The sequence below is a fragment of the Paucibacter aquatile genome, from assembly GCF_002885975.1.
Classification (GTDB): Bacteria; Pseudomonadota; Gammaproteobacteria; order Burkholderiales; family Burkholderiaceae_C; genus Paucibacter_A; species Paucibacter_A aquatilis.
Window position 1 is genome coordinate 64,504 of record NZ_POSP01000001.1, and the last position, 24,608, is coordinate 89,111.

A 24,608-nucleotide genomic window follows, 5' to 3' on the forward strand; every position below is an offset into this window, starting at 1 on the left:
TCCAGGAAGGCGCTGCGGTCTCGGTCGAAGGGGGGGGGCTCAGGCTGGCCATGGGCGTTGGATCGTCTTTGGCAGATGCATTGAAGGCTGGGAATGGCCTAGGAAACCCGGCTACTCCGGGCTGGCGCGGGTGCGCTGAATCTCTACACTAGGCACAGCTCGTGCCCCGCGCCGCTTGCGCGTCCATCACCCGAACTTGCCCTCATGCCCGGCCTGCGTCCGCTCTCAGGTGCAGCCCTTGCCGCCGCCTTGCGACGGCAGCTGCGTCATGGCGGGCCGCGTGCCAGTTTGGCGGCGCTGGGCTTGCTGCTGGCTGGCTTGGCCTTGACGGCCGTGCTCAGCATGGGCAGTGCGGAGCAGGCCGAGCGCGATGCGCTGGCGCAATTCGACCGCCTCGCCGGCCGCATCGAGCGAGAGATTGAGCGCCGCCTGCTTCAGCCCATCTATGGGCTCAAGGGCGCGCGCGGTGTTTACGCCGCCAGCGACGAGGTGTCGCGCATCGACTTCCGCAACTATGTGGATTCGCGCCAGCTGGCGCAGGAGTTTCCGGGCATTCGTGGCTTCGGTTTCATCGAGCGTGTGCCGCGCCCGCATCTGGATCGCTTTCTGGTCCAGGCGCGTGCCGACGGCATGCCGGATTTCCAGGTGAGAACCTCGGGTCAATGGGCCGATCTCTACGTCATCAAGTACCTCGAACCTTTGAGTGACAACCTGGCGGCCCTGGGCTATGACCTGGGCCAGGAGCCGCTGCGGCGCGAAGCCATCGAGCGTGCCGTGCTGACGGGCGAGGACACCATGAGCGGCCGCATCAGCCTGTTGCAGGACGAGGCCAAGCGCCCCGGCTTCATGCTCATGGTGCCGGTCTACCGGCGTGGGGCCGACCCACAGACCGAGGGGCAGCGCCTGCGTGCACTGGTGGGCGTGGTCTATGCCCCGGTGGTGGCGGATGAGCTGTTGGGCCGGGTTGCCGAGGTCGGAGAGCAATTGCTGGATTTCCGCCTGCTGGCCGACGATGGCCCGCAAGCCCAGGATCTGTTGTTTGCATCGGCCACCGGCGCTGCGAATGAGGCCCGCGCAGCGAGACCGTCTCTTGAGCAAGAGCGCCGCATCGATTTCGCCGGCAAGCGTCTGCGCTTGCAACTGGTCAGCACGCCGGCTTTTGAACAGCGCGTGCATCGCGGCGCGCCCTTGTGGATCGCTGTCAGTGGCGCCGGGCTCAGCCTGAGCCTCGCGTTTGCCACCTGGCTGCTGATCTCCGGGCGTCTGCGTGCTGAAGCCCTGGCGGCGGCGCGAACCGCCGATCTGGCCCGGGCGCTGGGCGAGAACCGCTCGTTGCTGGAGACGGTGCACCAGCATTCCATCGTCTCCGTGACCGATGTGGCGGGCACCATCATCGATGTCAACGAAGCCTTCTGCCGCATCAGCGGCTACAGCCGGGAGGAGCTGCTGGGCGCCAACCACCGCCTGATCAACTCGGGCCAACATGGCCCGGAGTTCTGGCGCGGCGTCTGGGCCGAGCTGCTGGCCGGGCGCAGCTGGCGCGGCGAGCTCTGCAATATGGCCAAGAGCGGCCAGCTCTACTGGGTGGACAGCATCATCGCGCCCATTTTTGACGCCCAGGGCCGCATCGAAAAATACATCTCCATCCGCAGCGACATCAGCGCAGCCAAGCGTGCGGCGCTGCGCCTGCTCAACAATCAGGTGGTGCTGGACCGGGCCGAACGCCTGGCCGGATTGGGGGCCTGGGAGCTGGCGGTGGACACGCAAAAGCTCAGTTGGTCCGACCAGACCTACCGCCTGCACGATGTACCTCTGGGCACGGAAGTGACACTGGATTTGGCCTTGTCCCATTTGTCGGACAGTGGCCGTCGCGCCTTGCAAGACGCGGTCCACCAGGCCGCGTCGGGCCGAGCCTGGGATCTGGAGTTGAGCCTGCGAACAGGAACGGGGCGCGAACTGTGGGTGCGCTCGGTCGGCGAGGCGTCTTTTGATGACCAGGGCGCGCTGCGCATCTTCGGCACCTACCAGGACATCACCCAGCGCCGCGCCCTCGAGGCGCAGACGCGGCAAGCCAACCAGGTGCTGCGCAGCGTGCTGGAGAACCTGCCTTGTGCGCTCAGCGTCTTCGACGCCGACCTCAATCTCCTGGCTCACAACGGTCAATTCAGGCGTCTTCTGGAATTCCCGGATGAGCTGTTCGCAGGTCCGAACACCACCTTCGAGCAGATCATTCGCTTCAATGCCGCGCGTGGCGAGTACGGTGAGGCCGAGGATGTCGAGGCAACCGTGCAGCAGATCATCGAGCGCGCGCGCCATCCCAGCCTGCATCAGTTCGAACGCACGCGACCCAATGGCCGCACCCTGGAGGTGCGCGGCGCGCCCATGCCCGATGGCGGCTTTGTCACCACCTATGTGGACATCAGCGAGCGCAAGCGTGCCGAGGCCGAGGTGCGCCGCGCCGAGGCTTTGTTGCGCGGCTCCATCGACGCGGTCAACGAGGGCTTTGTGCTCTACGACCCCGAGGATCGCCTGGTCTTTTGCAACGAAAAATACCGCCAGATGTACCCCCGCTCGGCCGATCTGATCGTGCCCGGCGCCAGCTTCGAATCCATCGTGCGGGGCGGAGCCGAGCGCGGCCAGTATGTCGAGGCCATCGGCCGCGTCGAAGAATGGGTGGCCGAGCGTATGGCGGCACATCGAGTCGCCCAGGCCACCTTGGTGCAGAAGCTCGATGACGAGCGCTGGGTGCGCGTGATCGAGCGGCGCATGGACGATGGCCATCTGGTCGGCTTCCGCATCGACATCACCGATCTGATGCGCGCCACCGAAGAAGCGCAAAGCGCCTCACGCGCAAAGAGCCAGTTCCTGGCCAATATGAGCCATGAGATCCGCACGCCCATGAACGCCATCCTGGGCATGCTCAAGCTGCTGCAGAAGACGCCTCTGAGCGAGCGCCAGCAGGACTACGCCAGCAAGACCGAAGGGGCTGCCCGCTCCTTGCTGGGTCTGCTCAACGACATCCTGGACTTCTCCAAGGTCGAGGCGGGCAAGATGACGCTGGACCCGCAGCCTTTCCGCCTGGAGCCCCTGTTCCGCGAGCTCTCGGTCATCCTTTCGGCCAATCTGGGCGCCAAGCCGGTGGAGTTGCTGTTCGATCTGGACCCCGGGCTGCCCGCCCAACTGCTCGGCGATGCCCTGCGCCTGCAGCAGGTGCTGATCAATCTGGGCGGCAATGCGCTCAAGTTCACCCCCCAGGGCGAGGTGGTGCTGGGCTTGCGCCTGCAGGCTTTGACGCAGGACCGTGCGAAGCTGGAGTTCTCGGTGCGCGACAGCGGCATCGGCATCGCGCCCGAGCACCAGGCACAGATCTTTTCCGGCTTCACCCAGGCCGAGGCTTCGACGACGCGGCGATTCGGTGGCACGGGCCTGGGCCTGGCCATCAGCCAGCGCCTGGTGCAGCTGATGGGCGGCGAATTGCGCCTGGACAGCGCCCCGGGACGCGGCAGTCACTTCAGCTTCAACTTGCAGCTGCCCGTTCTGCCGCCGGATGCCGAAGCTGCCGGTGGGCCAGCGGCAGCCCGCGTCTTGCGGGCCTTGATCGTGGACGACCACGAAGAGGCCCGGGCGGTCCTGGCCCGCATGGCCACCGCACTCGGCTGGACCGTGCTTCAGGCCGACCGCGGTGAGGCGGCCCTGCTGCAGCTGCAGCAAGCGGCGGCGCAAGGCCAGGCGCTGGACCTGGTCTTGCTGGATGGGCAGATGCCTGGCCAGGATGCGCTGGCCTGCGCGCGCCGGATGCGCGAGTTGCAGCAGGGCTTGCGCGTGCTGCTCATGGTCAGCGCCCATGGCCGCGAGCAACTGGGCCAGCGCAGCGCCGCCGACGCGGAGCTGCTGGAGGACTGCCTGGTCAAGCCCCTGACCCCCGGCATGCTGGCGGATGCCGGGCATGGCGCCGACGCGGCGCCGCGAGCCGGGGCTGCGCCGCAGGCAACGGCTGCGCTGCCCCTGCTGCCACGGTCCGACCCGCCATCGCAGGCCTTGCAGGGCTTGCGCTTGCTGGTGGTCGAAGACAACCTCAACAACCAGCAAGTGGCACAGGAGCTGCTCGAGGACGCCGGTGCGCGGGTGAGCCTGGCCGAGCATGGCCAGCGCGCCGTCGAGCTTTTGCGCGAGCGGCCGCGGGATTTCGATCTGGTGCTGATGGATGTGCAGATGCCGGTGATGGATGGCTACACCGCCACCCGCTGGATTCGCGAGCAGTTGGGCCTGCGCGAGCTGCCCATCGTGGCCATGACGGCCAATGCCATGGCCTCGGACCGGGCCGAATGCCTGGCCGCCGGCATGAACGAACATGTGGGCAAACCTTTCGATCTCGAGCCGCTGACGCGCTTGATCCTGCAGCTGTGCGCGCCGGCCCGTGCGCCCGGGGCTCAGGCCGACGCGCCCGTGTCGGCGGCAGACCCGGTTGCTGCGGCCGAGCCCGTTGCGGCCTCCAGGAAGCCCCGCAGCTTTCCGACCCTGGCCGTGCCTGCCGAGCTGCGCCAGCGCGCCTTGGCTCAAGGCATCGAGCTGCAGTCGGCCATGGACCGATTCATGGGCAAGATCTCCCTGTTCCAGCGCATGGCCCAGACCTTCGGGCCCTCGGCCGAGGACTTGCAAGCGCAGCTGCGGCAGGCCTTGAGCGACGGTGACGCCGCCGCCGCGGGCATGGCCTTGCACAGCCTCAAAGGCCTGGCGGCCACCCTGGGGGCGCAAGCTCTGGCTGCGCTGGGTGCCGAAGGTGAGGAGCGACTCAAGCGCGGCGAATCGCTGGACCCCGACTGGCTGCAGGGTCTGGCGCAGCAGCTGGAGCGGGGCAGTGCCGATCTGCGCCAGCTGGCCGATGAACTGGCGCGTCACGCTCAGGCCGCGGCCGCGCCGGGCGCGGCGGCTGTTGCCCCCGAGGCGGTGGCTGTTGATGGCGCAACCGTCCCCCCGGCCGCGGCCGAGGCAGCGTTTGCGGCGGAGCTGGCGCAGCTGCGCCAGATGCTGCGAGACTTCGACATGGCCGCCACCGACACCTTGAACCAGATGCTGCAAACCCATGCCTCCCGATTCGCTGCGGTTCGTGATCCGCTTGAAGCGGCCGTCATGGCCCTGGACTTTGAGCGTGCGCTGGCGCTGACCGACGGGCTGCTGCCCGCACCGGGTCTGGCGGAAGGGGCCGCCCGGTGAGTTGGCCCAGTCCTGCCTCGGGCAGCCCTGGCGCCTCGCCCGAGCCCTTCAATCTGCAGCAGCAGCTGGGCCGGCGACCGCGCCTGCTCGTCGTCGACGACCAGCCGGCCAATATCCAGGCGCTCTACCAGGTGTTCGCGCAGGACCATCAGGTCTTCATGGCCACCTCGGGTGCCCAGGCCCTGCAGCTCTGCCGTGACAAGCAGCCCGATCTGCTGCTGCTGGACATCCAGATGCCGGGCATGGATGGCTACGAGGTCTGTCGCCAAATCAAGGCCGACCCGGAGCTGGCGGCGCTGCCGGTGGTTTTTGTCACCGCCCACAGCGATGCCGAGACCGAAACCCGCGGCCTGGACATGGGCGCCGTCGATTTCATCAGCAAGCCTTTCAGCCCGGCCGTGGTGCGTGCGCGCGTGCGCGCCCATCTGACGCTCAAGGTGCAGAGCGATCTGCTGCGCGAGCTGGTCTTTGTCGACGGCCTCACCGGTGTCTACAACCGCCGGCATTTTGATGAACGCCTGGCACGCGAGTTCCAGCGCGCGCGGCGCCAGGGCAGCAGCTTGGCGTTGATGATGATCGACGTCGATTACTTCAAGCGCTTCAACGACCGCTACGGCCACCTGGCCGGCGACGATGGTTTGCGCCGCGTGGCCGCGACGCTCAAGGCCCAGCTCAAGCGCCCGGCCGATTTGCTCAGCCGTTTTGGTGGCGAAGAGTTCGCCTGTGTGCTGCCCGATACCGAGCTGCCCGGCGCGCTGGCGCTGGCTGACGAGATGGGCGCCGCGGTGCAGGCCCTGGGCATCGCCCATGCCGATTCCGATGTCGCGCCTTGCCTCACCATCAGCATCGGGGTGGCCGCGCTGCGGCCGCATGGCACGCTCGGGCCCTCCGAGCTGGTGGTGGCGGCCGATGAGCAGCTCTACCTGGCCAAATCGGGCGGGCGCCGCCGCGCCAGCGGCATCACGCTGTAGCCAGGCCGGCCTCGCGGCTGGCTTCCGTCCCGCTGCTCAGGCGCTTGTAGTAGAGCGCCGAGCCATGCAGCCGGCCTTCGGCACAGGCCTCGTGGTCGGGGATCTCGCCGGCGCGCTGCCAACCCAGGTGCACGAACACCGCCTCGGCCTGCGACGCCGCCGGCGCTTCCAGCACCAGCAAGCTTCGGCCTTGGGCTTGGGCCGTGCACTCGAGTCGGCACATCAGGCGGCTGGCAATGCCTCGGCCGCGCGCCTGGCTGTGCACCATCAGGCGCTGCACCTCACCGCGGTGGTGCGCGTTGCCGTGGGGCGCCAGCGAGAGCTGCACCGCGCCTTGCAGCGGGCCGCAGGGCTCGTGGCCGTCCTGGTCGCCATGCTCGCTGTCGCAGGCGATCCAGAGGCTGTGCTGGGGGCCGAGGCGGGCGAACACGCCGTGCCAGTAGGTCAGGGCGGCATAGCGCGACAGCGGGGCCAGGAAGCCCAGGCTGGCGCCGCGGTGCACGCCGTCGATCAGCAGGTCGCACAGAGCGGGCAGCCACTGCAGGTCTTGCGGGCCGATCTTGCGCACGGTCAGTGCCTGCTGGCCGGCCAGGCTTTGGCGGGCGTGGGCGGTCAGGGATTTGCGCGCCGGCTCGGCGGCCGTGAAGGCGCTGCGCGAGGTGTAGGCGCTGGCGGCGGGTTTGGCAGAGAGCGTGGTGGAAAACATGGCCTGGCCTCCTTGACTTGCATGCGATCGGGTCGGGAACTCGGAGAACGACGCTCCGGGTTTGCCCGAGTTGCATGCAAGCGGCGTGCCAGGCTCAGTCGGCCACCCCGGGTTCGGCCTCCAGGCGGGCGCGGCCACCGCGTTTGGCCTCGTAGAGCGCGGTTTCGGCACGGCGTTTAAGGTCTTCGATGTCGCGGTCGCCATGCCTCAGCTTGGCCCAGCCGCCGCTGTAATCGAGCTCAAAGCCGAGCTCTGCTGGTGCACGCTGCGCCAGGGCGGTGCGCAGGCGGCCGTCCAGGGCCTCGGGGCCTTGGGCGTCGCAACGCGCCATCAGCACCGCAAACTCCTCGGGGCCGATGCGGCCGGCCAGGTCGCCCAGGCGCATCTGCGATTGGATGCAGCTGCCGAACAGGGCCAGGGCGCGGTCGCCGGCCTCCTGGCCGTGGCAGAGGTTGATGCTCTTGAGGTGGTCCAGATCCAGCAGCACCAGGGCCAGCGGCTCCTGGTGGCGGCGCGCCATCGAGATCAGGTCCACCGAGCGGCTGGCAAAGGCCCGCGCATCGACCAGCCCGGTCAGCGGGTCGCTCTGGGCCAGGCGTGCGAGTTCGGCTTCCACCTCGCCGCGCCAGGCCAGCACCAGGCCGAGCAGGGCGGCCGTCAGGCTCCAGTGCACCGCCAGGCCGAGCAGGCTGTTGGCGGCGCTGGCGCCGTGCAGGCCGGCCAGGCTGCCGGCATCAATCAGGCCGGCGCTGGCCAGGCCGGCGCGGCCCAGGCAGATCAGGCCGATGGGCAACACCGCTGCCAGCAGCAGGGCGCGCCAGCGCAGGTTCTGGCTGGCCGGCTGCGCCTCCAGCGGGGCGCGGGCCAGGGCCGGGTGCAGCTCGGCCGCTGGCCTCGGCAGGGCCAGGCTCAGCGTCAGCATCAGGCACTGCAGGCCCAGCCAGCCCTGGCTCCAGGCCAGGCGGAAGGGCACGCTGTCGTGAAAATGGATGGCATAACCCAGGCTCAGTAGCACGGGCGCCGCCAGCATCAACCAACGCCCGGGCCGCGGCGTGAGCCACAGGCGCAGCACCCACCAGAGCAGGCTCAGGCTGGCGCTGAAGGCCAGCATGGCCAGGCTGTGCAGGCCGCGCGCCAGCTCGGGCAGGCTGGCGCTGGCCTCGATCAGCAGCCAACCCAGGGCCTGGGCCACGGCAAAGCCCTGGGCCCAGCGGGTGGCCGGGCTGGGCCGCCAGCCGGTCAGCAGCAGCAGGATCAGCGCGGCAGCCAGGGCTTGCACCAGAAGCAGATTGAACAGCGTGGGGTTGTCAAACAGCATGGTGCTTTCGAGGCTGGTGGTGTTCTTGTGGAGGGGGTGTTGCCTGCAGGCAGCTGGCCTGATTCTCTACTGGAAGGCCACCTCGGCAAAGCTGCGCAGCTTGCGGCTGTGCAGCTGCGCCGCCGAGCCCTGACGCAGCAGTTCGACGGCACGCAGGCCGATCTGCAGATGCTGGTCGACGCGGGCGCGGTAGAACTGGTCGGCCATGCCGGGCAGCTTGATTTCGCCGTGCAGGGGCTTGTCGCTGACGCAGAGCAGGGTGCCGTAGGGCACGCGCAGGCGCAGGCCGTTGGCGGCGATGGTGGCGCTCTCCATGTCCAGAGCCACGGCCCGGCTCTGGCTGAAGCGGCGCTCGGGGCCGCCGTGGCGGGTCTTGGGCAGCAGCTCCCAGTTGCGGTTGTCGGTGGAGGCCACCGTGCCGGTGCGCAGCAGGCGCTTGAGCTCCAGGCCGCTGAGCTGGGTGATGTCGGCCACGGCGGTTTCCAGCGCCACCTGCACCTCGGCCAGGGGCGGGATGGGCACCCACAGCGGCAGGTCTTCATCCAGCACATGGTCCTCGCGCACGTAGGCATGGGCCAGCACATAGTCGCCCAGTTGCTGGCTGTTGCGCAGGCCGGCGCAGTGGCCCAGCATCAGCCAGGCATGGGGGCGCAGCACGGCCACATGGTCGGTGATGGTCTTGGCATTGGCCGGGCCGACGCCAATATTGATCAGGCTGATGCCGCTGCGGTCGCGCCGGATCAGGTGGTAGGCCGGCATCTGCGGCAGACGCGGTGGCAGCTGGCCCAGGGCGTCGGCGTCCTCGGCGCTGAGGCCCACGCGGCGAGTGACGCGGTTGCCTGGCTCGACCAGGGCGATGCAGTCGTCCAGCTCATGCGGGCGGGCCGGGTCAGGCCGCTCGCGCATCAGCGCCTGGCCCAGTTTGACGAACTCGTCGATGTAGAACTGGTAGTTGGTGAAGAGCACGAAGTTCTGGAAGTGCTCGGGGCTGGTGCCGGTGTAGTGGCGCAGGCGGTGCAGGGAGTAATCCACCCGCGGCGCGGTGAACAGGGCCAGGGGCTGGGGTGCGCCCGGTGGCAGCTCTTGCGTGCCGTTGGCGATGCCGTCGTCCATATCGGCCAGCTCGGGGAAGTCGAACAGGCTGCGCAGCAGGCGGCGGCGCTCGGGCGCCAGATGGCTGTCCAGGCTGGCCTGCTCGTCGAGCGCGAAGTGCAAGGGGATGGGCTGTTTGCTGCTGCAGACCTCCAGCTCCACGCCGTGGTTCTGCAGCAGCAGCTCGAACTGCTCCAGGTAGTAACGCGCAAACAGCTCGGGGCGGGTCAGCGTCGTTTCAAACACGCCGGGGCCGGCCACAAAGCCGTAGGCCAGGCGCGAGACCTGGCGCTGCTCGCGGGCACTGCTGCCCACGCGCAGGCGCAGCAAGGGGTAGCAGGCGCGCACCGGGGCGATGTCTTTCCCGGCGAGAAAGTCCTGCAGCGCGCGGCGCAGCTGCTGCAGGCCGGCCTGGTAGATCTGCTGCACATAGGCCAGGGCCGGGGCGGCCTGATCAAAGGTCTGGGGCGCGAAGAACAGTGAGTCCATGGGCTTGGGTCGGGCGGGCTGGGCGCGGCCGAGGCGCTGCGCCATCGGCCTTGATTGTGGCCCCGGCCAGCACGGCCTCAACCTCTCCGCGACCCAGGGCCAGATCGTTCAGCGCCCGGCCATCCATCTCGCGCAGCTCGGCCCTTGCGCGGCAGGCTTGGCGGCGGGCTTGCCGGCCTTGCGCCAGTAGGCGCAGCAGAGCATGTAGGAGCTGGGCGTGTAGGCGCTGGGATATGGGCTTGGGGTTCATGGCGTTCACCGTGTGGCTTGGGAGTGGTCGCCATCTTGGGTTTTGAGGTATGGTTTGAAAAGTTGAATGAACTGATTGAAAAGATCAGGAAACCTGATGCGATGCCTGAGCCTGGACCAGATCCGTACCCTGGTGGCGATTGCCGACCTGGGTAGCTTTGCCGCCGCCGCCCAGGCCCTGCATCTGGCGCCGCCGACGGTGAGCCTGCACATCAGCGAGCTGGAGTCGCGCCTTGACGCCACCCTGCTGCTGCGACGCAAAGGCGCTCCACGCGCCGATGCGCGGGCCGCCGGCCTGAGCCTGACCCCGGCCGGCCAGGAACTGGTGCAGCGCGGCCGCCAGCTTTTGCGCGATGCCGAGGACGCCGAGGCCCAGGTGCGCCGCCATGCGCGCGGCCTGGTCGGCCGGGTGCGCCTGGGCACGGCCACCGGCGTGGTCGTGCATCTCTTGCCGCAGGTGCTGGAGGCGCTGGCGCAGCAGCATCCGGGTATCGATGTGGAGCTCAGCGTGCTGGGTTCGGCCGACACCTTGGCGCGGCTCGATGCCGGGCGCCTGGACATCGGCCTCGTGACCTTGCCCCTGCCCGGCGGCACCGGCCTGCGTTGCACGCCCTGGCGGCGCGATCCCATGGTGGCATTCCTGCCGGCCGACTGGCAGGCGCCGGCGCAGCTGGACCCGGCCTGGCTGGCCGACAAGCCTCTGATCTTCAACGACAGCAGCACCCAGATGTACCGCATGACCATGGCCTGGTTCGGCCAGGCTGGCTTCAACCCCAGCGCCCGCATCGAGCTCAATTTCACCGAGGCGATGAAGAGCCTGGTGGCGGCCGGCTACGGCGCGGCCCTGCTGCCGCTGGAGAGCGAGCAGGAGGCGCAGCGGCTGATCGGCCACGAGCGAATGCAGCTGCGCCCTCTGAACCCGCCGCTGAGCCGCGAGCTGGCCCTGGTCCATGCCGACGAGGCCCTGCTGCCGCCTGGCGCGGCACCGGTGCTGGAGGTGCTGCGGGCTTTTGCTCAGGCTTGAGGGGCGAGGCCTTCGTCAGGTCTTTACACAGTCTTTAGGCGCATGGCTTGTGGCCCGAGCTCCGGGCCGCGATAGTGCGGGCGCATCTGTTCGCCATGAACAGGCCCACCTCCCTTGTTTGCCCATGAGCTCATCCTCGACCTCCTCGCGACCCCATGCCCAGTCCATGACGTCTCAGCCTGCGGCCTGGCCGGCCTTGCGCAGCGGCCGCATCCTGGCCATCGACATCTTCCGGGCGCTGACCGTGCTGGTGATGATCACGGTCAACACCTGGGGCGGGGTGGCCGGACTGCCGGCCTGGATGCGCCACATGCCGGCGAATGCCGACGCCATGAGCTTTGTCGATGCAGTGTTCCCGGCCTTTCTCTTCATCGTCGGCATGTCCATTCCTTTCGCCCTGCAGCAGCGCCAGCGCCTGGGCGACAGCACCTTGCAGCTGCAACTGCATGTGCTGCAAAGAGCGCTGGGCCTGGTTCTGATCGGCGTCTTCATGGTCAATGCGGAGGGCGGCTTTCATGCGGCGTCCATGCCGCTGCCTGTCGCGGCCTGGACGCTTCTGATCTACCTGGCGGCCTTTCTGGTGTGGGGCTCGCTGCGTGGAGGGGCGCCATTCGGGCGCGCCTGGCGCTGGGCCGGCCTGGGCCTGTTCGCGGGGCTGGCCTGGCTGTACCGTGGTGGTTCCGAAGGGCAGAGCGGCATGAGCCCGCAGTGGTGGGGCATTCTGGGTCTGATCGGCTGGGCCTACCTGATCGGCTGTGCGGTCTACCTGCTCGCGCGCGGGCGCCTGGCTGGCGTCTTGCTCGGTCTGCTGCTCAGCGTGGCTTACGCCACCCTGCACTGGCTGCCTGCGGTTCAGGCCTCACCGGGCCTGGCCCTCGTGTTCAGCCAGAACGGCCACTTCGCGCATGCAGTGCTGGTGCTCAGCGGCTGTGCCACGGCCTTGCTGTTCTACGGTGCGCAGCGTGATTCACAACGCGCCCGCCTCTGGCGCTGGGCCTTGATCTTTGCGGCCGTGCTGGCGCTGGCGGCGGCCTTGCTGCGGCCGGAGTTCAAGGTGTCCAAGATCCTGGCCACGCCGAGCTGGGCCTTGTACTGTGCGGCGGCCTGCGTGCTGATCTTTGCCGCGCTGGCGCAGTGGGTCGATGGCTGGGGGCGTTCGCTCTGGCCGGCGCTGCTGGAGCCGGTGGCGGCCCATCCCTTGCTGGCCTATCTGATTCCTTTTGTCATCGGCGCGGCCATGAGCTGGGGCCAGCTGGGCTGGCCCAGCCTGCTGCGCAGCGGGGCGCCGGGGGTGCTGGCGGGCGTGGCCTATGCCTTGCTGGTGGCCGGCCTGGTCAAGTGGCTGGCGGCGCGCGGCGTGCGCCTGCGCATCTGAGCGGGCGCTTGGCGCGACCGATTCAGCGCAGCGCCTGGGGCGCAGGCCGGTGCACCGGCGCGTGAACCAAGGCAATGCTCATCCAGACCGCGACGCTGAAGTAGGCCGACATCCAGAGCATCTCGCCCTGCCAGTCTTCCTGGCGGTGTGACACCACCCAGCGGCCGGCCACATCGATCCAGCCCTGGCTGAGGCTCAGATAAGTGCGACCGGCCAGCTCGTCGGCCAGCCAGCGGGTCCAGTACATGGGCACATCGACCATGAACATGAAGGCCACGTAGACCACACCGGCCGCACACCAGGCCGCCAGCAGGGGGCGCTGGCGCGGGCTGCAGCGCGGCCAGATGGCCACCAAGCTGAGCACCAGCAGGCCCGCGCACAGGCCCCAGATCGACTCTTCCAGCACATGGCCGATATTGGCCGTGGTCAGCACCGAGTACCAGGAGCAGGTCTCCGCCACCGCGATCAGGGGCACGATCCAGAAGGAGGTGATGTGCCCGACCCGGCTGCCAGTGGCCCGGGACACCTCGCGCAGCATCAGCGCCCACTGCGCCACAAAGCAGAGCTCGGCGAGGGTGGCCACCGAGCGGCCCATCAGCACGCTGGACATCCAGCTGTCCACCAGCACCAGGCGCGGCACATCGAAGACCGGCAGAAAGGAGCGGTAGGCACAGCCGAAGACATAGCCGGCCGAGAGCAGCAACTGCCAGCGCCGCATCAGGAAGAGCTCGTCGCCAAGTGCCGCTCGGCGCCGCTGCAGCAGCGCCGTGGCCAGCAGCCAGGCCAGGATGTTGAAGACGGCGACCGTGCTCAGCAGGGTGCGCCATTCGGCGACGGTCAATGTCATCATTTCGTCATGGTGTCACTCCAGGCCCGCGTGGGCAAGCCCGAAACAGGCCGGGAGAGCGCTGGCTCATGAGCCCTTGACGGCAGCCGCGGCCGGCCGATGATGGCGCTTCCCTTCCTGCTCACGCCCCGCCATGCCCGCTTCGGACCCCCATGCCGTCAGCCCGCGCGTGCAGCGCCTGCATCAGATCCTGCTCTGGCCGCTGCGCCTGATGCCGCTGGGCGATGCGCCCGGTGCACCGCGCCGCCCCTGGGAGCGTCTGGCCGCCGTGGCCGACAGCCCCTGGCGCGAAGTCGCCGACGAGTACACCGGCGGGCCGCAGAACTTCCACGAGCGCCACTACCAGGAGTTCGTCACCTTTCTGCCCTATGTGCAGCGCTTTCTCTACGGCGAGGGCGCCGAGGGCGGCGCCGGCTCGGGCATGAAGGTGTTCCGCCGCCACGACGTCAAACAGCTGCGCGTGCAGACGCGGCCGCAGGACGCGCCGCTGCTGCTGGAGGTGGTCCATGTCGACCTCTACTTCTTCTTCGATGTCGATGTGGTGCTGCTGAATGTCGAGGTCAGCAGCGCCGACCTGAGCTTGTCCCAGGCGCAGGAGCTGATGTACCGCCTGGGCCGCGCCTACCCGCCGGGCTGGGACGCCCAAGGCCTGCCCCTGCATTGCCTGGCCCAGGCCGAATGGCTGGACGGCGAGGGTCAGGTCTTGTCCAGCTCGGACAGCCGCGAGCGCGAGCGCTTCATCGAACATGTGCACCGCCACCGCGCGCCGCGCCTGGCCCGGCACTGGGACTGGCTGCTGCGCCCCCTGGTCAACCATGCCGGGGAGCCGAGCCCCGGGGCGCTCAGCTACCGCCAGATCGAGTACTACCGCATGCCCATGATGGCCTACCTGGCGGTGGACGATCCACGCGCGCTGACGCGCAGCGATTTCGTGCGCCTGGGCCTGGTCACCGGCTCCGGCCCGGTGGCGCAGGAGGGCAGCCTGCCTTACGGCGAGGACCATCTGAGCGACTTTGAGCGGCGCTATTGCTACGACCGATTCTGGAGCGACGTCGGCGCGGCGCCGCAGACGCGCTATCTGTGCAGCGGCCATGCCCTGGTGGTGGTGGGGCGGGCCGATGCGGATTTCTTCGCCTGTCGCGACCGCGGCGTGCTGGCCCAGTTCCGGCACCAGCATTTCCTGATCTTCCTGATTGCGCATTTCCAGAAGGCGGCCCTGCTGATGTTCTCGGACCGCCTGGTCGAGGCGCTGCGCCGGCTCAATGTGCAAGACCCCGAAAACGTGCGCCGCTTCAAGCGCGCCATCCGCTCGGCTTTCGAGGGCTTTCTGCGCTTCACCCACCGCTACTGGTTTCACGATGTGGCCGAACAGGCGCAGTCACGCGCCTTGTTCCGCATGTGCGCCGAGCATCTGGGCCTGGATGCCCTGCATGCCGAGGTCAAGCAACGCGTCACCGACATGAGCGATTACCTGGAGACCGACAGCATCCGTCGTCAGGCCAACACCGTGGTGCGCCTGACCGTGGTCACCATCTTCGGCCTGGTGGGCACCATCACCACCGGTTTCCTGGGCATGAACTTGCTGGCCGCGGCCGATGCGCCCTGGACCGAACGCCTGGCCTATTTCGTCGGTGTGCTGGTGGTGACCTCGGCTTTGACCGTGTACACCATGGTCAAGTCCAAGCGCCTGTCCGATTTTCTCGATGCCTTGTCGGACGAGCGCCTCGGCGCCTGGGACAAGTTGCGGGCCTTTGCGGCGGTCTGGCGGAGTGGCCCGGGCTGATACACGCTGCGCTGGATTTGGCCCGGCCGGCGCGGTGAATTCGCGAGCCTTTATGCTCGCGCGATGAATCGAAATTCCGCTGCCCCGTTTCGCTTGCCGCCGGCCTTGCCCGCCTGGTGTTTGGTTTCGCCTGTGCTGGCCTTGCTGGGCCTGTGGGGCATCAGCCATCTGGGCCAAGACGTGGCCGGTTGGTGGATGTTGCCCCTGGCCTTGCTGCTGATGGCAGCGGTCTTGTCAGCCGTCCACCATGCCGAGGTGGTGGCCCACCGCGTGGGTGAACCGTTCGGTTCCCTGGTGCTGGCCGTGGCGGTGACGGTGATCGAGGTGGCGCTGATCGTGTCCCTGATGCTGGCTGGCGGCGAGAGCTCCAACGCCCTGGCCCGTGACACGGTGTTCTCGGCCCTGATGATTGTCTGCAACGGCGTGGTCGGCTTGTGCCTGCTGCTGGGCGGCCTGCGTCACAAGGTGCTGGCCTTCCGCGTCGAGGCCACCAGCCCGACCCTGGCCGTGCTGGTGGCCCTGGCCACCCTGACCTTGGTGCTGCCCAGCTTCACCACCAGCACACCGGGCCCGACTTTTTCCACCGCCCAGCTGATGTTTGCCGGCCTGGTGTCCCTGGTGCTTTACGGCGCCTTCGTCTTTGTGCAGACGGTGCGGCACCGCGAGTACTTCCTGCCGATTGAAACCGAAGAGGGTGAGCAGGCGGCCGAGCGCCCCTCGGCCGGCGTGGCGGCCTGGAGCGTGGTGCTGCTGCTGGCCTGCCTGGTCGGCGTGGTGGGCCTGGCCAAGCTGCTGGCGCCGGGCATCGAGGCCGGCGTGCGTGCGGCCGGCGCGCCGCCGTCCGTGGTCGGCGTGATCGTGGCCTTGCTGGTGCTGCTGCCCGAGACCGTGGCCGCCGTGCGCGCGGCCCTGCGCAAGCGCCTGCAGACCAGCCTCAACCTGGCCCTGGGCTCGGGTGTGGCCAGCATCGGCCTGACCATCCCGGCCGTGGCCCTGCTGTCCCTGTTCTTCCCCTATCCCCTGGTGCTTGGGCTGTCCAACACCAGCATGGTGCTGTTCCTGCTGACGGTGGTGGTGGCCACCCTGACCCTGGGCAGCGGCCGCGCCACCGTGCTGCAAGGCGCCGTGCATCTGGTGCTGTTTGCCGTCTTCTGTTTCCTGGCCGTGGTGCCCTGATCGATGGGCGCGTGCTCGCGCCTGCCGAGTGATTTGTGTGGTTGGTTCTTTCCCTGATTGATGCAGCAAACCCGACTTCTTCTCGAAGGCGCCGCCGGCGCGCCCCTGCCTGACTGGGCTTTGCTGGAGCCCGGCTACCGCCTGGGCCACTACGCCCGCGGCGACGATGTGTTCAGCATCGGCCAGTGGCAGCCTTTTGTGTATGTGCTGCGCCAGGGCATGGTCAAGCTCAGCTACAGCAATGAGGCGGGCGAGGAGTGGATCAAGTCCTTCATCGGCGAGGGCGACTTTTTCGCCTGCCCCAATGTGCTGGTGGCCGGAGGCAAGACCGACTATGCCGCCGTGGCCCTGGAGGATTGCCAGATCGAGCAGGTGGACTTTGCCGCCATGCATGCGCTGACCGAGCGCCACCCGGCCTGGCAGCGCGCCATCCGTCAGCTCTTGGCCTGGCACATCGTGCGCAAGGAGCAGCGCGAACGCGAGCTGCTGACCCTGCGCCCCGACGAGCGCTACCAGGCCTTTCTGCGCAGCCAGCCGGCCTTGGCCGAGCGGGTGCAGCAGCGCGACTTGGCCCACTACCTGGGCGTGACGCCCGAGGCCTTGAGCCGCATCCGCAAGCGCCTGCGAAGCTGAGGTTTCCTGCTGCGCCCTCGCCATGCGTCGTTGGCCCTCGCTTCAGGATCCTCACGTACAGGAAGTACGTTCCGGTCCTTCAGCTCCTGCCGCCTAGCCTGCCGAGCGCTCGCGACGAAAACCGGGCTCCGTGAGCACGCGGGTTGACCCAAGTCAAAGCTCCGCCACGCCACTCCGGTCGATTGATCCGGATCATTTGTCAGCCGCCTGCGCGGCGCCAAGCTACGCCCATGCCTTCACCTGTTCCCTGGCGAACGGTGAGGTTCAGCGGATTCCTGAAGGATCGGCTGCCACCCCTGACATGAAAGCGAGCTTTGACATGACCACGCCCCAATCGACCCGCCCCATCGATCCCTCGTTCCGCGCCTACCTGCTGGGCGGCGGCATCGGCTCCATGGCCGCCGCGGCCTTCATGATCCGCGATGCCGGCGTGGCCGGCGCGCAGATCCACATCCTGGAAGCCTTGCCTTTGATGGGCGGCAGCCTGGATGGCGCCGGTGATGCCGAGCGCGGCTACTCGCTGCGTGGCGGCCGCATGCTGACCACCGACAACTACGAGTGCACCTGGGACCTGTTCAAGTCCATCCCCTCGCTGGAACACCCGGGCCAGAGCGTGCTCGGCGAAACCCTGGATTTCAACGAAAAGTACAAGGCCCATTCGCAAGCCCGCCTGGTCAACCGCCAGCGCGCCAAGGTGCCGGTCGAGTCCATGGGTTTTTCCATGCACGACCGCCTGGAACTGCTCAAGCTCTCCAATGCCAGCGAAGAGGAGCTGGGCACCAGCACCATCACCGACTGGCTGTCGCCGGCCTTCTTCGAGACCGAGTTCTGGTTCATGTGGGCCACCACCTTTGCCTTCCAACCCTGGCACAGTGCCGTCGAGTTCAAGCGCTATCTGCATCGCTTCATGATGGAGTTCTCGCGCATCGAAACCCTGGGCGGTGTCAAGCGCACGGTCTACAACCAGTACGACTCTTTCGTTCGGCCGCTGCAGGCCTGGCTGCGCGAGCAGGGCGTGAACTTCGTGATGGACTGCCAGGTCACCGACCTGGAGCATGTCGAGACCGAAGGCCAGTTCCAGGTCACCGCCATCTGCTGCCAGCGCGCCGGCCAGGCCGAGCGCATAGCGCTCGGCCCGCAGGACCTGGTGTTTCTCCAGAACGGCTCCATGACCGATGCCTCCAGCCTGGGCTCCATGCACAGCGCGCCGCCGAAGCTGAACAAGCAGGACAGCCAGGGCTGGGCCTTGTGGGAAAAGCTGGCCCAGGGCCGGCCTGAGTTCGGCAATCCGGCGGCCTTCAACAGCAGCATTGCCGAGTCCATGTGGGAGTCCTTCACCGTCACGCTCAAGGACACGGCCTTCTTCGACAAGATGCGCGCCTTCAGCGGCAATGAGCCGGGCACCGGCGGCCTGGTGACCTTCAAGGACTCGAACTGGCTGATGTCCATCGTCCTGGCCCACCAGCCACACTTTGCCAATCAGCCGGCCGATGTCCAGGTGTTCTGGGGTTATGCCTTGTTCCCCGATCGCGTCGGTGACTTCGTGGCCAAGCCCATGTCCGAATGCACGGGCGAAGAGATCCTGCGCGAGCTCTGCGGCCATCTGCGCTTCGATCTCGGGGCCGTTGCCCAGGCCAACTGCATCCCTTGCCGCATGCCTTACATCACCAGCATGTTCATGCCGCGCGCGCTCAGCGACCGGCCGCTGCCGGTGCCCAGGAACTCGCGCAATCTGGCCTTTGTCAGCCAGTTTGTCGAGATCCCGGACGATGTGGTCTTCACCGTCGAATACTCGGTGCGCGCCGCGCAGATGGCCGTCTACCAGCTGCTGAATGTGCCGCGCCCGGTGCCGCCCATCCTGCGCCACGACCATTCGCTCAAGGTCCAGCTGGATGCCTTGGTCAAAGCGTTGAAATGAGTCGTTAGCATTTGCTTGGTCGTTCAGACCTCCATCCCTCGCAACTGTCGGGCCGAGTTCGCCATTTCCTCATGCAGCCAGTTGCAAAGGGTGCGCAGGGCGGGCTCGTCCTTCAGGGCGGGCGGGTAGACGATGTGATAACGGCGCTGTACCGCGCCTTCCAGCACCGGCCCGGGCAGGCGCACCAGGCGGCCATCCAGCAAGGCATCGGCCGCCAGCAGCTCGCGGGCCAGGGCGATGCCCATGCCGGCCTCGGCCGCCTGCACCAGCAGGCCGCCGTCGTTGAAGCTGGCGCTGGGCGAGATGCGGCGCGCCAGGCCGGCCAGGGCGAACCACTGCGTCCATTGCTCGGCATCTCCGAGCAGGGGCTCGTCGGCCAGGGTCGCGGCCAGGCCATCGGGCGAGGCCCCCATCAGGCGCTGGGCCAGGGCCGGCGCGGCCACCACGATCTGGCGTGATTCCATCATCACCTCGTTGATCAGGCCGGGCCAAGGGCCCACGCCCTGGCGCAGGGCGAGGTGAAAGCCCTCCTGCTCCAGATCGATCACGCGCTGCAGGGTGAAGAGTTTGAGCGCAATGTGCGGATGCTCGGCCTGCCAGCGGCCCAGGCGCGGGATCAACCAGCGCTGCGCGAAGGAGGGCGTGCAGGTGAGCTTGAGGCTTTGCATGGCGCTGCCGCTGGCGGCGCTGGCCGCACGCAGGCCCAGCTCCAGCTCGGTCCAGGCGCGCTCGAGCGCGTTGTGCAGGGCGCGGCCGGCGGCGTTCAGGCGGATGCCACGCCCCTGGCGCTCGAACAGCGGATAACCCAGCTGCGCCTCCAGCGACTTGATCTGCTGGCTGACGGCGCTGTGCGTGAGGTGCAGTTGCTCGGCGGCGGCGCGCACGTTCTCGCTGCGGGCGGTGGCACGAAATGCGGCCAGGTATTGCAAGGGAAGGCGGGCGGCAGAAATCATCTGGAAAGTTTAACTATCCAATCCGGCCAGAAATTCCTGCTTTTCCCATGCTTATTGAAAACTTAGCATGTCCAGCCATGACTTTTACGAGATTCAGGAGCTGAACATGACGCCACAACCTCAGACCCGTCGGAAGCCGAGAGCGCGCCATGCATGGACCTTGGTGCTGGGGGCCGCCATGCTGTCGGCTCTGGCGCTGGTACTGGCGGTTCCAAGCGGGGCCGCTGACGGTGTGCTGGGCGCCCTCCAGGCCATGCCACCGGCTGCGGCTGGCTCTGGCCCAGCGCTCCTGCGAGATCGGCGCCTTGCCTTCCGCGAGCCTGTGGCATCGGCCCCGGCGCTGAACTCGACGGCAAGCTCCGCCCCTTCTGCGTCCAACGGCCCCGCTGCAAACGCCCTGCTGCCGGGCGCTGTGCAGCCAGCCGCTTGGTCCGAGCATCGCATTGCCACGCCGGATGGCTCGCTGGCCTATGCCAGCATGGGTCAAGGCCCCGTGCTGGTGGTGCTCCCTGGCGGCCCGGGCGGTAGCGGCTACGGCTTGCGGCGCTGGTTCCGCGTGCTGGCGCAAGAACACACTGTGGTGGTGCTGGACAACATCGGCCGGGGCCGGTCGGCCCGCCTGGCCGATCCCTCGCGCTACACGGTGGAACGCGATGCCGAGGATGTGGAACGACTGCGCCGCCACCTCGGTGTGGCCACGCTGGCGGTTTATGGGCATTCCTACGGCGGCCTGGTGGCACAGGCCTACGCCAGCCGCTACCCGCAAGCGGTGGACCATCTGGTTCTGGGCAATACCTTGCACGGGGCACGCAGCTGGCAGGCGCAGATTGACCATTTCGAAGCGCAATTGCAGCGCCACCATCCTGAGCGTTGGCAGGCCTTGCAAACCTTGCGAGAGCAAGGCCTGCTCGGTGAAGCCTTCGCGCCGCTGTACTGGGCCGATCGGGCTGCCAGTCACCCGAAAGCGGCGCCCAGTGGCGACCCGCGCGATGCTCTGAATCTGGATGTCTATCGCGCCATGCTGGGCCCTGATCCGGAGCGCCGCGTCGGCGGCACGCTGGCCGGTGTGGAACTGCTGCCCCGGCTGAAGGCCGTGTCAGCGCCCACCCTGCTGCTGACCGGCCGCTACGACCCGGTGGCGCCGCCCCAGGTGCTGAACGAGATGCGCGAGGCCCTGGGCCCGCAGGCCCGGGCGGAGACTGAGGTGTTTGAGCAATCGGGTCACCGCCCCTTCATCGAGCAAGGCGCGGCCTGGGCAGCGCGGGTGCAGGCTTTCCTGCGCTCGCCGGCCGCTCAGCGCTGAAGCCTGGCCAGGGCCTGCACCGCGACCACGATCTCGGCCGGCGTCAGGGCGGCAAAGCCCAGCAGCCAGCCGTCCAATCGAGCCGGGCCTCGGTAGAGTGCGCTGAGGCTGGGCGTCAGCAAGCCAGCGCCGGCCGCGCGTCGGCTCCAGCTCGCTTCTTCACCCGGCGGCAGCAGGGCGGCGATCTGCAAGCCGCCCGGGCTGGGCTGTGGGCGCAGCCAATCGCCGACCCGGGCCTGCAGCTCGTTCATCAGCACCTCGCGTCGCTGGCGGTAGAGCTGGCGCATCAGGCGCAGATGGGCGGCGAAATGACCCTGGCTGATGAAGTCGGCCGTGACGGCCTGGGGCAGCAGGGCGCTGTGCCCGTCCTGGATGCTGCGTGCGGTGCACAGCGGCGCCACCAGCTCCGGCGGCAGCACCAGATAAGCCAGGCGCAGCGAAGGGAACAAGGCCTTGGAGAAGGTGCCCAGGTAAAGCACCCGGCCCGGCTCCTGCTCGGGCTGCAGGCCTTGCAGCGCGGGCATGGGTCGGCCCTCGTAGTGGAACTCGCTGTCGTAGTCGTCTTCGATCAACCAGCAGCCTTCGCGCCGCGCCAGCTCCAGCAAGGCCTGGCGTCGGGCCAGGCTCAGGGCCACGCCGCTGGGGTATTGGTGCGAGGGCGTCAGGTAGATCAGGCGCGGGGGCGGCTCTGAGCCCCGCTCGGGCGGACACAGACCGTGCGCATCCACTGGCACCGGCCGCAGCCGCGCGCCCGCTGCGGCAAAGGCGGTGGCGGCGCCGCGGTAGCCGGGCTCTTCCATCCAGACGCGGTCGCCCTCGTCGAGCAGCATGCCGGCCAGCAATTGCAAAGCCTGCTGCGAGCTGGTCAGCACCAGCACCTGTTCGGCACTGCAGCGCAGGCCACGCGCCTGGCGCAAGTAGCCGGCAATCGCCTCGCGCAGGCAGGCCAGGCCTTGGGGTTCGCCATAGCCCAGCAGTTCGCGCCCGCCCGCGTCGCTGAGCCGGCGCTTGATCAGCTGGCGCCAGAGCGGCAGGGGAAAGGCGCGCAGATCGGGGCTGCCGGCGGCAAAGGGCAGGGGGCGCCGCGGGTCCTCGCAGGCGCCGCCATCGGCGATGCGTTGGCCACGCTGCGAGAGCGGGGGCGGGCGCATGTTCAGGTGCGCGACGCGCGCGCCGGCAGGGGTCCGCGGCGCCGCCTCGGGCGCCCGGGCGAAGGCCACAAAGCTGCCTTGGCCGATGCGGCGGCTCAAGTAGCCCTCGGCCTCCAGCTGGCCGTAGGCCGCCTCCACCGTCACCCGCGACAGGCCCAGGTCGGCGGCCAGCATCCGGCTCGAGGGCAGGCGCTCGCCCAACTGCAGGTCGCCCTCGCGCATGGCCTGGCGCAAGCTGGCGCAGAGCTGCTCGCGCCGGCCCAGGCCCGGGGCGGCGCCGCGCTCGAACCATTGCAGCCAGAGGCGGGATGGAGGCATGGGTCTTATCGATTTGAAAAAATTGGACTCAATGCTAAGGCCAATGCGGCGCACAGTGGCCGTGTCGTGTGGCGCAGCGCCGGCTGGCCACCACCGGCTTCACTTCGCAAAGGATGTTTTCTGTGAGCACTGTTTCTGAAGAATCGGGCATGTCCCTGGTCTTGTCTCACCCCGCCCCCAGCCCCGCCGAGAGTGCCGCCTTCATGGCCGCCAAGCTGCGCTTTCATGCCGACGCCTGGGATGTGGCCGAGGACTTGAGTGCGGGCATCGCCGCGCTGGTCGTCATCGACACCCGCTCCGAGGCGCAGTACGCCGCCGGCCATGTGCCGGGCGCGCTGAGCCTGCCGCACCGATTGATGAACGCAGCCAGCACCGCCAGCCTGGACCGCAGCAAGACCTATGTGACCTACTGCGATGGCATCGGCTGCAATGGCTCCACCAAGGGGGCGCTCAAGCTGGCCTTGCTGGGCTTCCAGGTCAAGGAAATGCTGGGCGGCCTGGACTTCTGGAAGCGCGACGGCCACCCCGTGGCGCTGGGCGAGGCGCCCGGCAGCATGCGTGGCCACGCGCTGATCGCCTGTGCCTGCTGAGGCGGCGCTCGGGGTGGAGGGGCGAGCGCGCCTTCGGCCTGCGCCCCTGATCGTGCGACGCGCCGTGCCCGGCGACGCCGAGGCCCTGATGCGCTTGGGCGCGGCCCATGCGGCCTTCGAAGGGATCGTGCTGCCCATGGGCCGCCAAGCAGGCGCTGCGCGCCAGCAGCGCCTGGAGCGGGCTTTGCAGCAAGAGCGCCTGCAGGCCTGGCTGCTCTGGGGGCCGCCGCCGTCTCTGCAGCCAGGCCATGCTGCTCAGGCGCAGGGCTATGCCAGCCTGACGCTGGACTTCTCCACCTTGGCCGCCGAGCGATTCGCGCATCTCGACTGCCTCTACCTGGAGCCGGCCGTGCGTGGCCAAGGTTGGGGTCAGGTCTTGCTGCAGCGGGCCAGCCGCCATGCCCACGCCCAGGGCTGCCGCGAGCTGCAGTGGCAGACGCCGGACTGGAACGAGGCCGCCGCCCGCTTCTACCGCCGCCAGGGCGCGCAGGAGCTGGCCAAGCGGCGCTTCATCCTGGCGCTGCCGGCCTGAAGGCCGCGGCGGCTGGCGACTTCAGGGCGTGGCCTTGCCGAGGTGAAGGCCTTGTGCATCGATGCGGATCTGCTCGGCCGGCACCTTCAGCGCAGCCTCCAGGCTGGCGCGCGCGGCGGCGCGGTAGTTCTGCTCGGCCGCCGGCTGGGGCTGTTTCAAAAAGGCCAGCCGGGCCACGGCCATGAAGGTGCCTTGCATGGCGCTTTGCTCGTAGAGCTTGCGCTTGGCGGCGCCGCTCATGGTGCTGAAGCCGGGGTTGCGCGGCAGCGCTTCGCGCAGCTGGGCGGCCAGGCGCACAAAGCTGGCGTCGGGCACCTCGACCTGGTTCAGCGCCATGTAGTTGCCGGCGATGAAGGCGGCCAGGCCATTGGCCACATCGTTCTCCGGCAGGCCCAGCTTGCGCTCGAGCTGGAGGTAGCCTTCGAAGGCCTGGCTGTAGGCCTGTGCCAACGCCTCGCGCTGCGCCGGCGGCACCAGGGCGGCCAGCTCGCGCGCATGGGCTTGCACCCGAGCCGGCTCGGCTGCCAGCGTGGCCGCGTTAACCGGGCTGGCGCTGCTGCTTTTGCCTGCGCTGGTCTTGCTGGAGCTGCTGCTGCCGGATTGGCCCGAGAAAGGCACGGCCGAGGAGCCCGGGAAGAGCGGGAAGATCAGTCCTTGGTACATCGGCGGCGGGGGCGGCGGAATGTCAAAGGCCAAGGCCGATTGGCCCGCGCTGGCTAGCAGCAAGCCACCGAGCGCCAGGCGCATGTGTCGCCATGCCGTCGATCCTGTCTGGATGGCTTCAGTTCCTGGATGTGAGTGCATCTTCAACTCCCGATTGGGCCGCACCCTGCGGCCTGCCAAGCTGGCCCGCAGTCTAGTGGCAGGCTGCGTCGAAGCGGCCACTCGACCTAACGGTTTTGTTACCGGACACTTCAGAAACTCGGGATGGACAAGTCGGGCCTGTCTGCGCTTGTGGGTTGGCGC

18 protein-coding genes are annotated in these 24,608 nt (G+C 68.5%); 11 read left to right on the plus strand and 7 right to left on the minus strand.

Going from position 1 to position 24,608, the window contains the following annotated elements:
• The first annotated feature begins 204 nt into the window (after window positions 1-204).
• Both C1O66_RS00390 and C1O66_RS00395 read left to right on the plus strand, forming a co-directional pair.
• Window positions 205-5,214: a CHASE domain-containing hybrid sensor histidine kinase/response regulator gene (locus C1O66_RS00390; protein WP_102766043.1), complete on the plus strand. Its 5,010-nt coding sequence runs from the start codon at window positions 205-207 to the stop codon at window positions 5,212-5,214.
• Window positions 5,211-6,185 carry a diguanylate cyclase gene (locus C1O66_RS00395; RefSeq protein ID WP_243392647.1) on the plus strand — a complete coding sequence of 325 codons (975 nt, stop codon included), beginning with the start codon at window positions 5,211-5,213 and terminating at the stop codon, window positions 6,183-6,185. The genes C1O66_RS00390 and C1O66_RS00395 overlap by 4 nt, the downstream gene beginning before the upstream one ends.
• On the opposite strand, the gene C1O66_RS00400 is transcribed toward C1O66_RS00395, so the two are convergent.
• The 3 genes from C1O66_RS00400 to C1O66_RS00410 form a co-directional block, all read right to left on the minus strand.
• The gene (locus tag C1O66_RS00400; protein WP_207795872.1) at window positions 6,175-6,891 is read right to left on the minus strand and encodes a GNAT family N-acetyltransferase; all 717 of its coding nucleotides are present in this window, start codon (window positions 6,889-6,891) and stop codon (window positions 6,175-6,177) included. The genes C1O66_RS00395 and C1O66_RS00400 overlap by 11 nt on opposite strands.
• A gap of 94 nt (window positions 6,892-6,985) precedes the next feature.
• Entirely contained in the window at window positions 6,986-8,209 is a 1,224-nt protein-coding gene (locus C1O66_RS00405) for a GGDEF domain-containing protein (protein ID WP_102766044.1), read from the minus strand.
• 66 nt (window positions 8,210-8,275) lie between these two features.
• Window positions 8,276-9,790: an AMP nucleosidase gene (locus tag C1O66_RS00410; protein ID WP_102766562.1), complete on the minus strand. Its 1,515-nt coding sequence runs from the start codon at window positions 9,788-9,790 to the stop codon at window positions 8,276-8,278.
• A gap of 346 nt (window positions 9,791-10,136) precedes the next feature.
• Between C1O66_RS00410 and C1O66_RS00420 the strand changes: the two genes are divergently transcribed.
• The gene (locus C1O66_RS00420) at window positions 10,137-11,063 is read left to right on the plus strand and encodes a LysR family transcriptional regulator (RefSeq protein WP_102766046.1); all 927 of its coding nucleotides are present in this window, start codon (window positions 10,137-10,139) and stop codon (window positions 11,061-11,063) included.
• 166 nt (window positions 11,064-11,229) lie between these two features.
• The gene (locus tag C1O66_RS00425) at window positions 11,230-12,438 is read left to right on the plus strand and encodes a DUF5009 domain-containing protein (protein WP_165794404.1); all 1,209 of its coding nucleotides are present in this window, start codon (window positions 11,230-11,232) and stop codon (window positions 12,436-12,438) included.
• Window positions 12,439-12,460: 22 nt separating this feature from the next.
• Here C1O66_RS00425 and C1O66_RS00430 read toward each other — a convergent pair whose 3' ends face one another.
• Window positions 12,461-13,288 carry a hypothetical protein gene (locus C1O66_RS00430; protein ID WP_102766048.1) on the minus strand — a complete coding sequence of 276 codons (828 nt, stop codon included), beginning with the start codon at window positions 13,286-13,288 and terminating at the stop codon, window positions 12,461-12,463.
• A gap of 130 nt (window positions 13,289-13,418) precedes the next feature.
• On the opposite strand from C1O66_RS00430, the gene C1O66_RS00435 reads away from it, so the two are divergent.
• The 4 genes from C1O66_RS00435 (at window position 13,419) to C1O66_RS00450 (ending at window position 18,795) form a co-directional block, all read left to right on the plus strand.
• Window positions 13,419-15,068 (plus strand): magnesium transporter CorA family protein, encoded by a 1,650-nt coding sequence (locus C1O66_RS00435; RefSeq protein WP_102766049.1) that lies wholly within the window; start codon window positions 13,419-13,421, stop codon window positions 15,066-15,068.
• Window positions 15,069-15,131: 63 nt separating this feature from the next.
• Window positions 15,132-16,244: a calcium:cation antiporter gene (locus tag C1O66_RS00440; RefSeq protein WP_102766050.1), complete on the plus strand. Its 1,113-nt coding sequence runs from the start codon at window positions 15,132-15,134 to the stop codon at window positions 16,242-16,244.
• A gap of 60 nt (window positions 16,245-16,304) precedes the next feature.
• On the plus strand, window positions 16,305-16,877 hold the full coding sequence (locus tag C1O66_RS00445) for a Crp/Fnr family transcriptional regulator (RefSeq protein ID WP_102766051.1): 573 nt from the start codon (window positions 16,305-16,307) through the stop codon (window positions 16,875-16,877).
• Between the two features lie 319 nt (window positions 16,878-17,196).
• Window positions 17,197-18,795 (plus strand): oleate hydratase, encoded by a 1,599-nt coding sequence (locus C1O66_RS00450; RefSeq protein WP_102766563.1) that lies wholly within the window; start codon window positions 17,197-17,199, stop codon window positions 18,793-18,795.
• 23 nt (window positions 18,796-18,818) lie between these two features.
• Here C1O66_RS00450 and C1O66_RS00455 read toward each other — a convergent pair whose 3' ends face one another.
• Window positions 18,819-19,748, minus strand: coding sequence for a LysR substrate-binding domain-containing protein (locus tag C1O66_RS00455; protein ID WP_243392648.1), 930 nt, complete (start codon window positions 19,746-19,748; stop codon window positions 18,819-18,821).
• Between the two features lie 106 nt (window positions 19,749-19,854).
• Between C1O66_RS00455 and C1O66_RS00460 the strand changes: the two genes are divergently transcribed.
• Complete coding sequence (locus tag C1O66_RS00460) at window positions 19,855-21,051, plus strand: alpha/beta fold hydrolase (protein WP_165794405.1); 1,197 nt, start codon at window positions 19,855-19,857, stop codon at window positions 21,049-21,051.
• Here C1O66_RS00460 and pdxR read toward each other — a convergent pair.
• Window positions 21,042-22,520: a MocR-like pyridoxine biosynthesis transcription factor PdxR gene (gene pdxR, locus C1O66_RS00465; protein ID WP_102766053.1), complete on the minus strand. Its 1,479-nt coding sequence runs from the start codon at window positions 22,518-22,520 to the stop codon at window positions 21,042-21,044. The genes C1O66_RS00460 and pdxR overlap by 10 nt on opposite strands.
• Before the next feature lie 122 nt (window positions 22,521-22,642).
• On the opposite strand from pdxR, the gene C1O66_RS00470 reads away from it, so the two are divergent.
• Both C1O66_RS00470 and C1O66_RS00475 read left to right on the plus strand, forming a co-directional pair.
• Window positions 22,643-23,110, plus strand: coding sequence for a rhodanese-like domain-containing protein (locus C1O66_RS00470; RefSeq protein ID WP_243392649.1), 468 nt, complete (start codon window positions 22,643-22,645; stop codon window positions 23,108-23,110).
• 52 nt (window positions 23,111-23,162) lie between these two features.
• Window positions 23,163-23,642, plus strand: a complete 480-nt coding sequence (locus C1O66_RS00475; RefSeq protein ID WP_133155052.1) for a GNAT family N-acetyltransferase — start codon at window positions 23,163-23,165, stop codon at window positions 23,640-23,642.
• Window positions 23,643-23,663: 21 nt separating this feature from the next.
• Here the strand turns inward: C1O66_RS00475 and C1O66_RS00480 are convergent, their stop codons facing one another.
• On the minus strand, window positions 23,664-24,389 hold the full coding sequence (locus tag C1O66_RS00480) for a DUF6683 family protein (protein WP_102766056.1): 726 nt from the start codon (window positions 24,387-24,389) through the stop codon (window positions 23,664-23,666).
• Window positions 24,390-24,608: the final 219 nt, after the last annotated feature.

Excerpts from the sequence above, each read along its gene's own strand:
- C1O66_RS00420 (WP_102766046.1), top strand. The coding sequence starts at position 10,137 with ATGCGATGCCTGAGCCTGGACCAGATCCGTACCCTGGTGGCGATTGCC.
- C1O66_RS00425 (WP_165794404.1), top strand. The coding sequence starts at position 11,230 with ATGACGTCTCAGCCTGCGGCCTGGCCGGCCTTGCGCAGCGGCCGCATC.
- C1O66_RS00445 (WP_102766051.1), top strand. The coding sequence starts at position 16,305 with ATGCAGCAAACCCGACTTCTTCTCGAAGGCGCCGCCGGCGCGCCCCTG.
- C1O66_RS00410 (WP_102766562.1), bottom strand. The coding sequence starts at position 9,790 with ATGGACTCACTGTTCTTCGCGCCCCAGACCTTTGATCAGGCCGCCCCG.
- pdxR (WP_102766053.1), bottom strand. The coding sequence starts at position 22,520 with ATGCCTCCATCCCGCCTCTGGCTGCAATGGTTCGAGCGCGGCGCCGCC.
- C1O66_RS00390 (WP_102766043.1), top strand. The coding sequence starts at position 205 with ATGCCCGGCCTGCGTCCGCTCTCAGGTGCAGCCCTTGCCGCCGCCTTG.
- C1O66_RS00460 (WP_165794405.1), top strand. The coding sequence starts at position 19,855 with ATGACGCCACAACCTCAGACCCGTCGGAAGCCGAGAGCGCGCCATGCA.
- C1O66_RS00450 (WP_102766563.1), top strand. The coding sequence starts at position 17,197 with ATGACCACGCCCCAATCGACCCGCCCCATCGATCCCTCGTTCCGCGCC.
- C1O66_RS00405 (WP_102766044.1), bottom strand. The coding sequence starts at position 8,209 with ATGCTGTTTGACAACCCCACGCTGTTCAATCTGCTTCTGGTGCAAGCC.
- C1O66_RS00400 (WP_207795872.1), bottom strand. The coding sequence starts at position 6,891 with ATGTTTTCCACCACGCTCTCTGCCAAACCCGCCGCCAGCGCCTACACC.
- C1O66_RS00440 (WP_102766050.1), top strand. The coding sequence starts at position 15,132 with ATGAATCGAAATTCCGCTGCCCCGTTTCGCTTGCCGCCGGCCTTGCCC.
- C1O66_RS00430 (WP_102766048.1), bottom strand. The coding sequence starts at position 13,288 with ATGATGACATTGACCGTCGCCGAATGGCGCACCCTGCTGAGCACGGTC.
- C1O66_RS00480 (WP_102766056.1), bottom strand. The coding sequence starts at position 24,389 with ATGCGCCTGGCGCTCGGTGGCTTGCTGCTAGCCAGCGCGGGCCAATCG.
- C1O66_RS00455 (WP_243392648.1), bottom strand. The coding sequence starts at position 19,748 with ATGATTTCTGCCGCCCGCCTTCCCTTGCAATACCTGGCCGCATTTCGT.
- C1O66_RS00435 (WP_102766049.1), top strand. The coding sequence starts at position 13,419 with ATGCCCGCTTCGGACCCCCATGCCGTCAGCCCGCGCGTGCAGCGCCTG.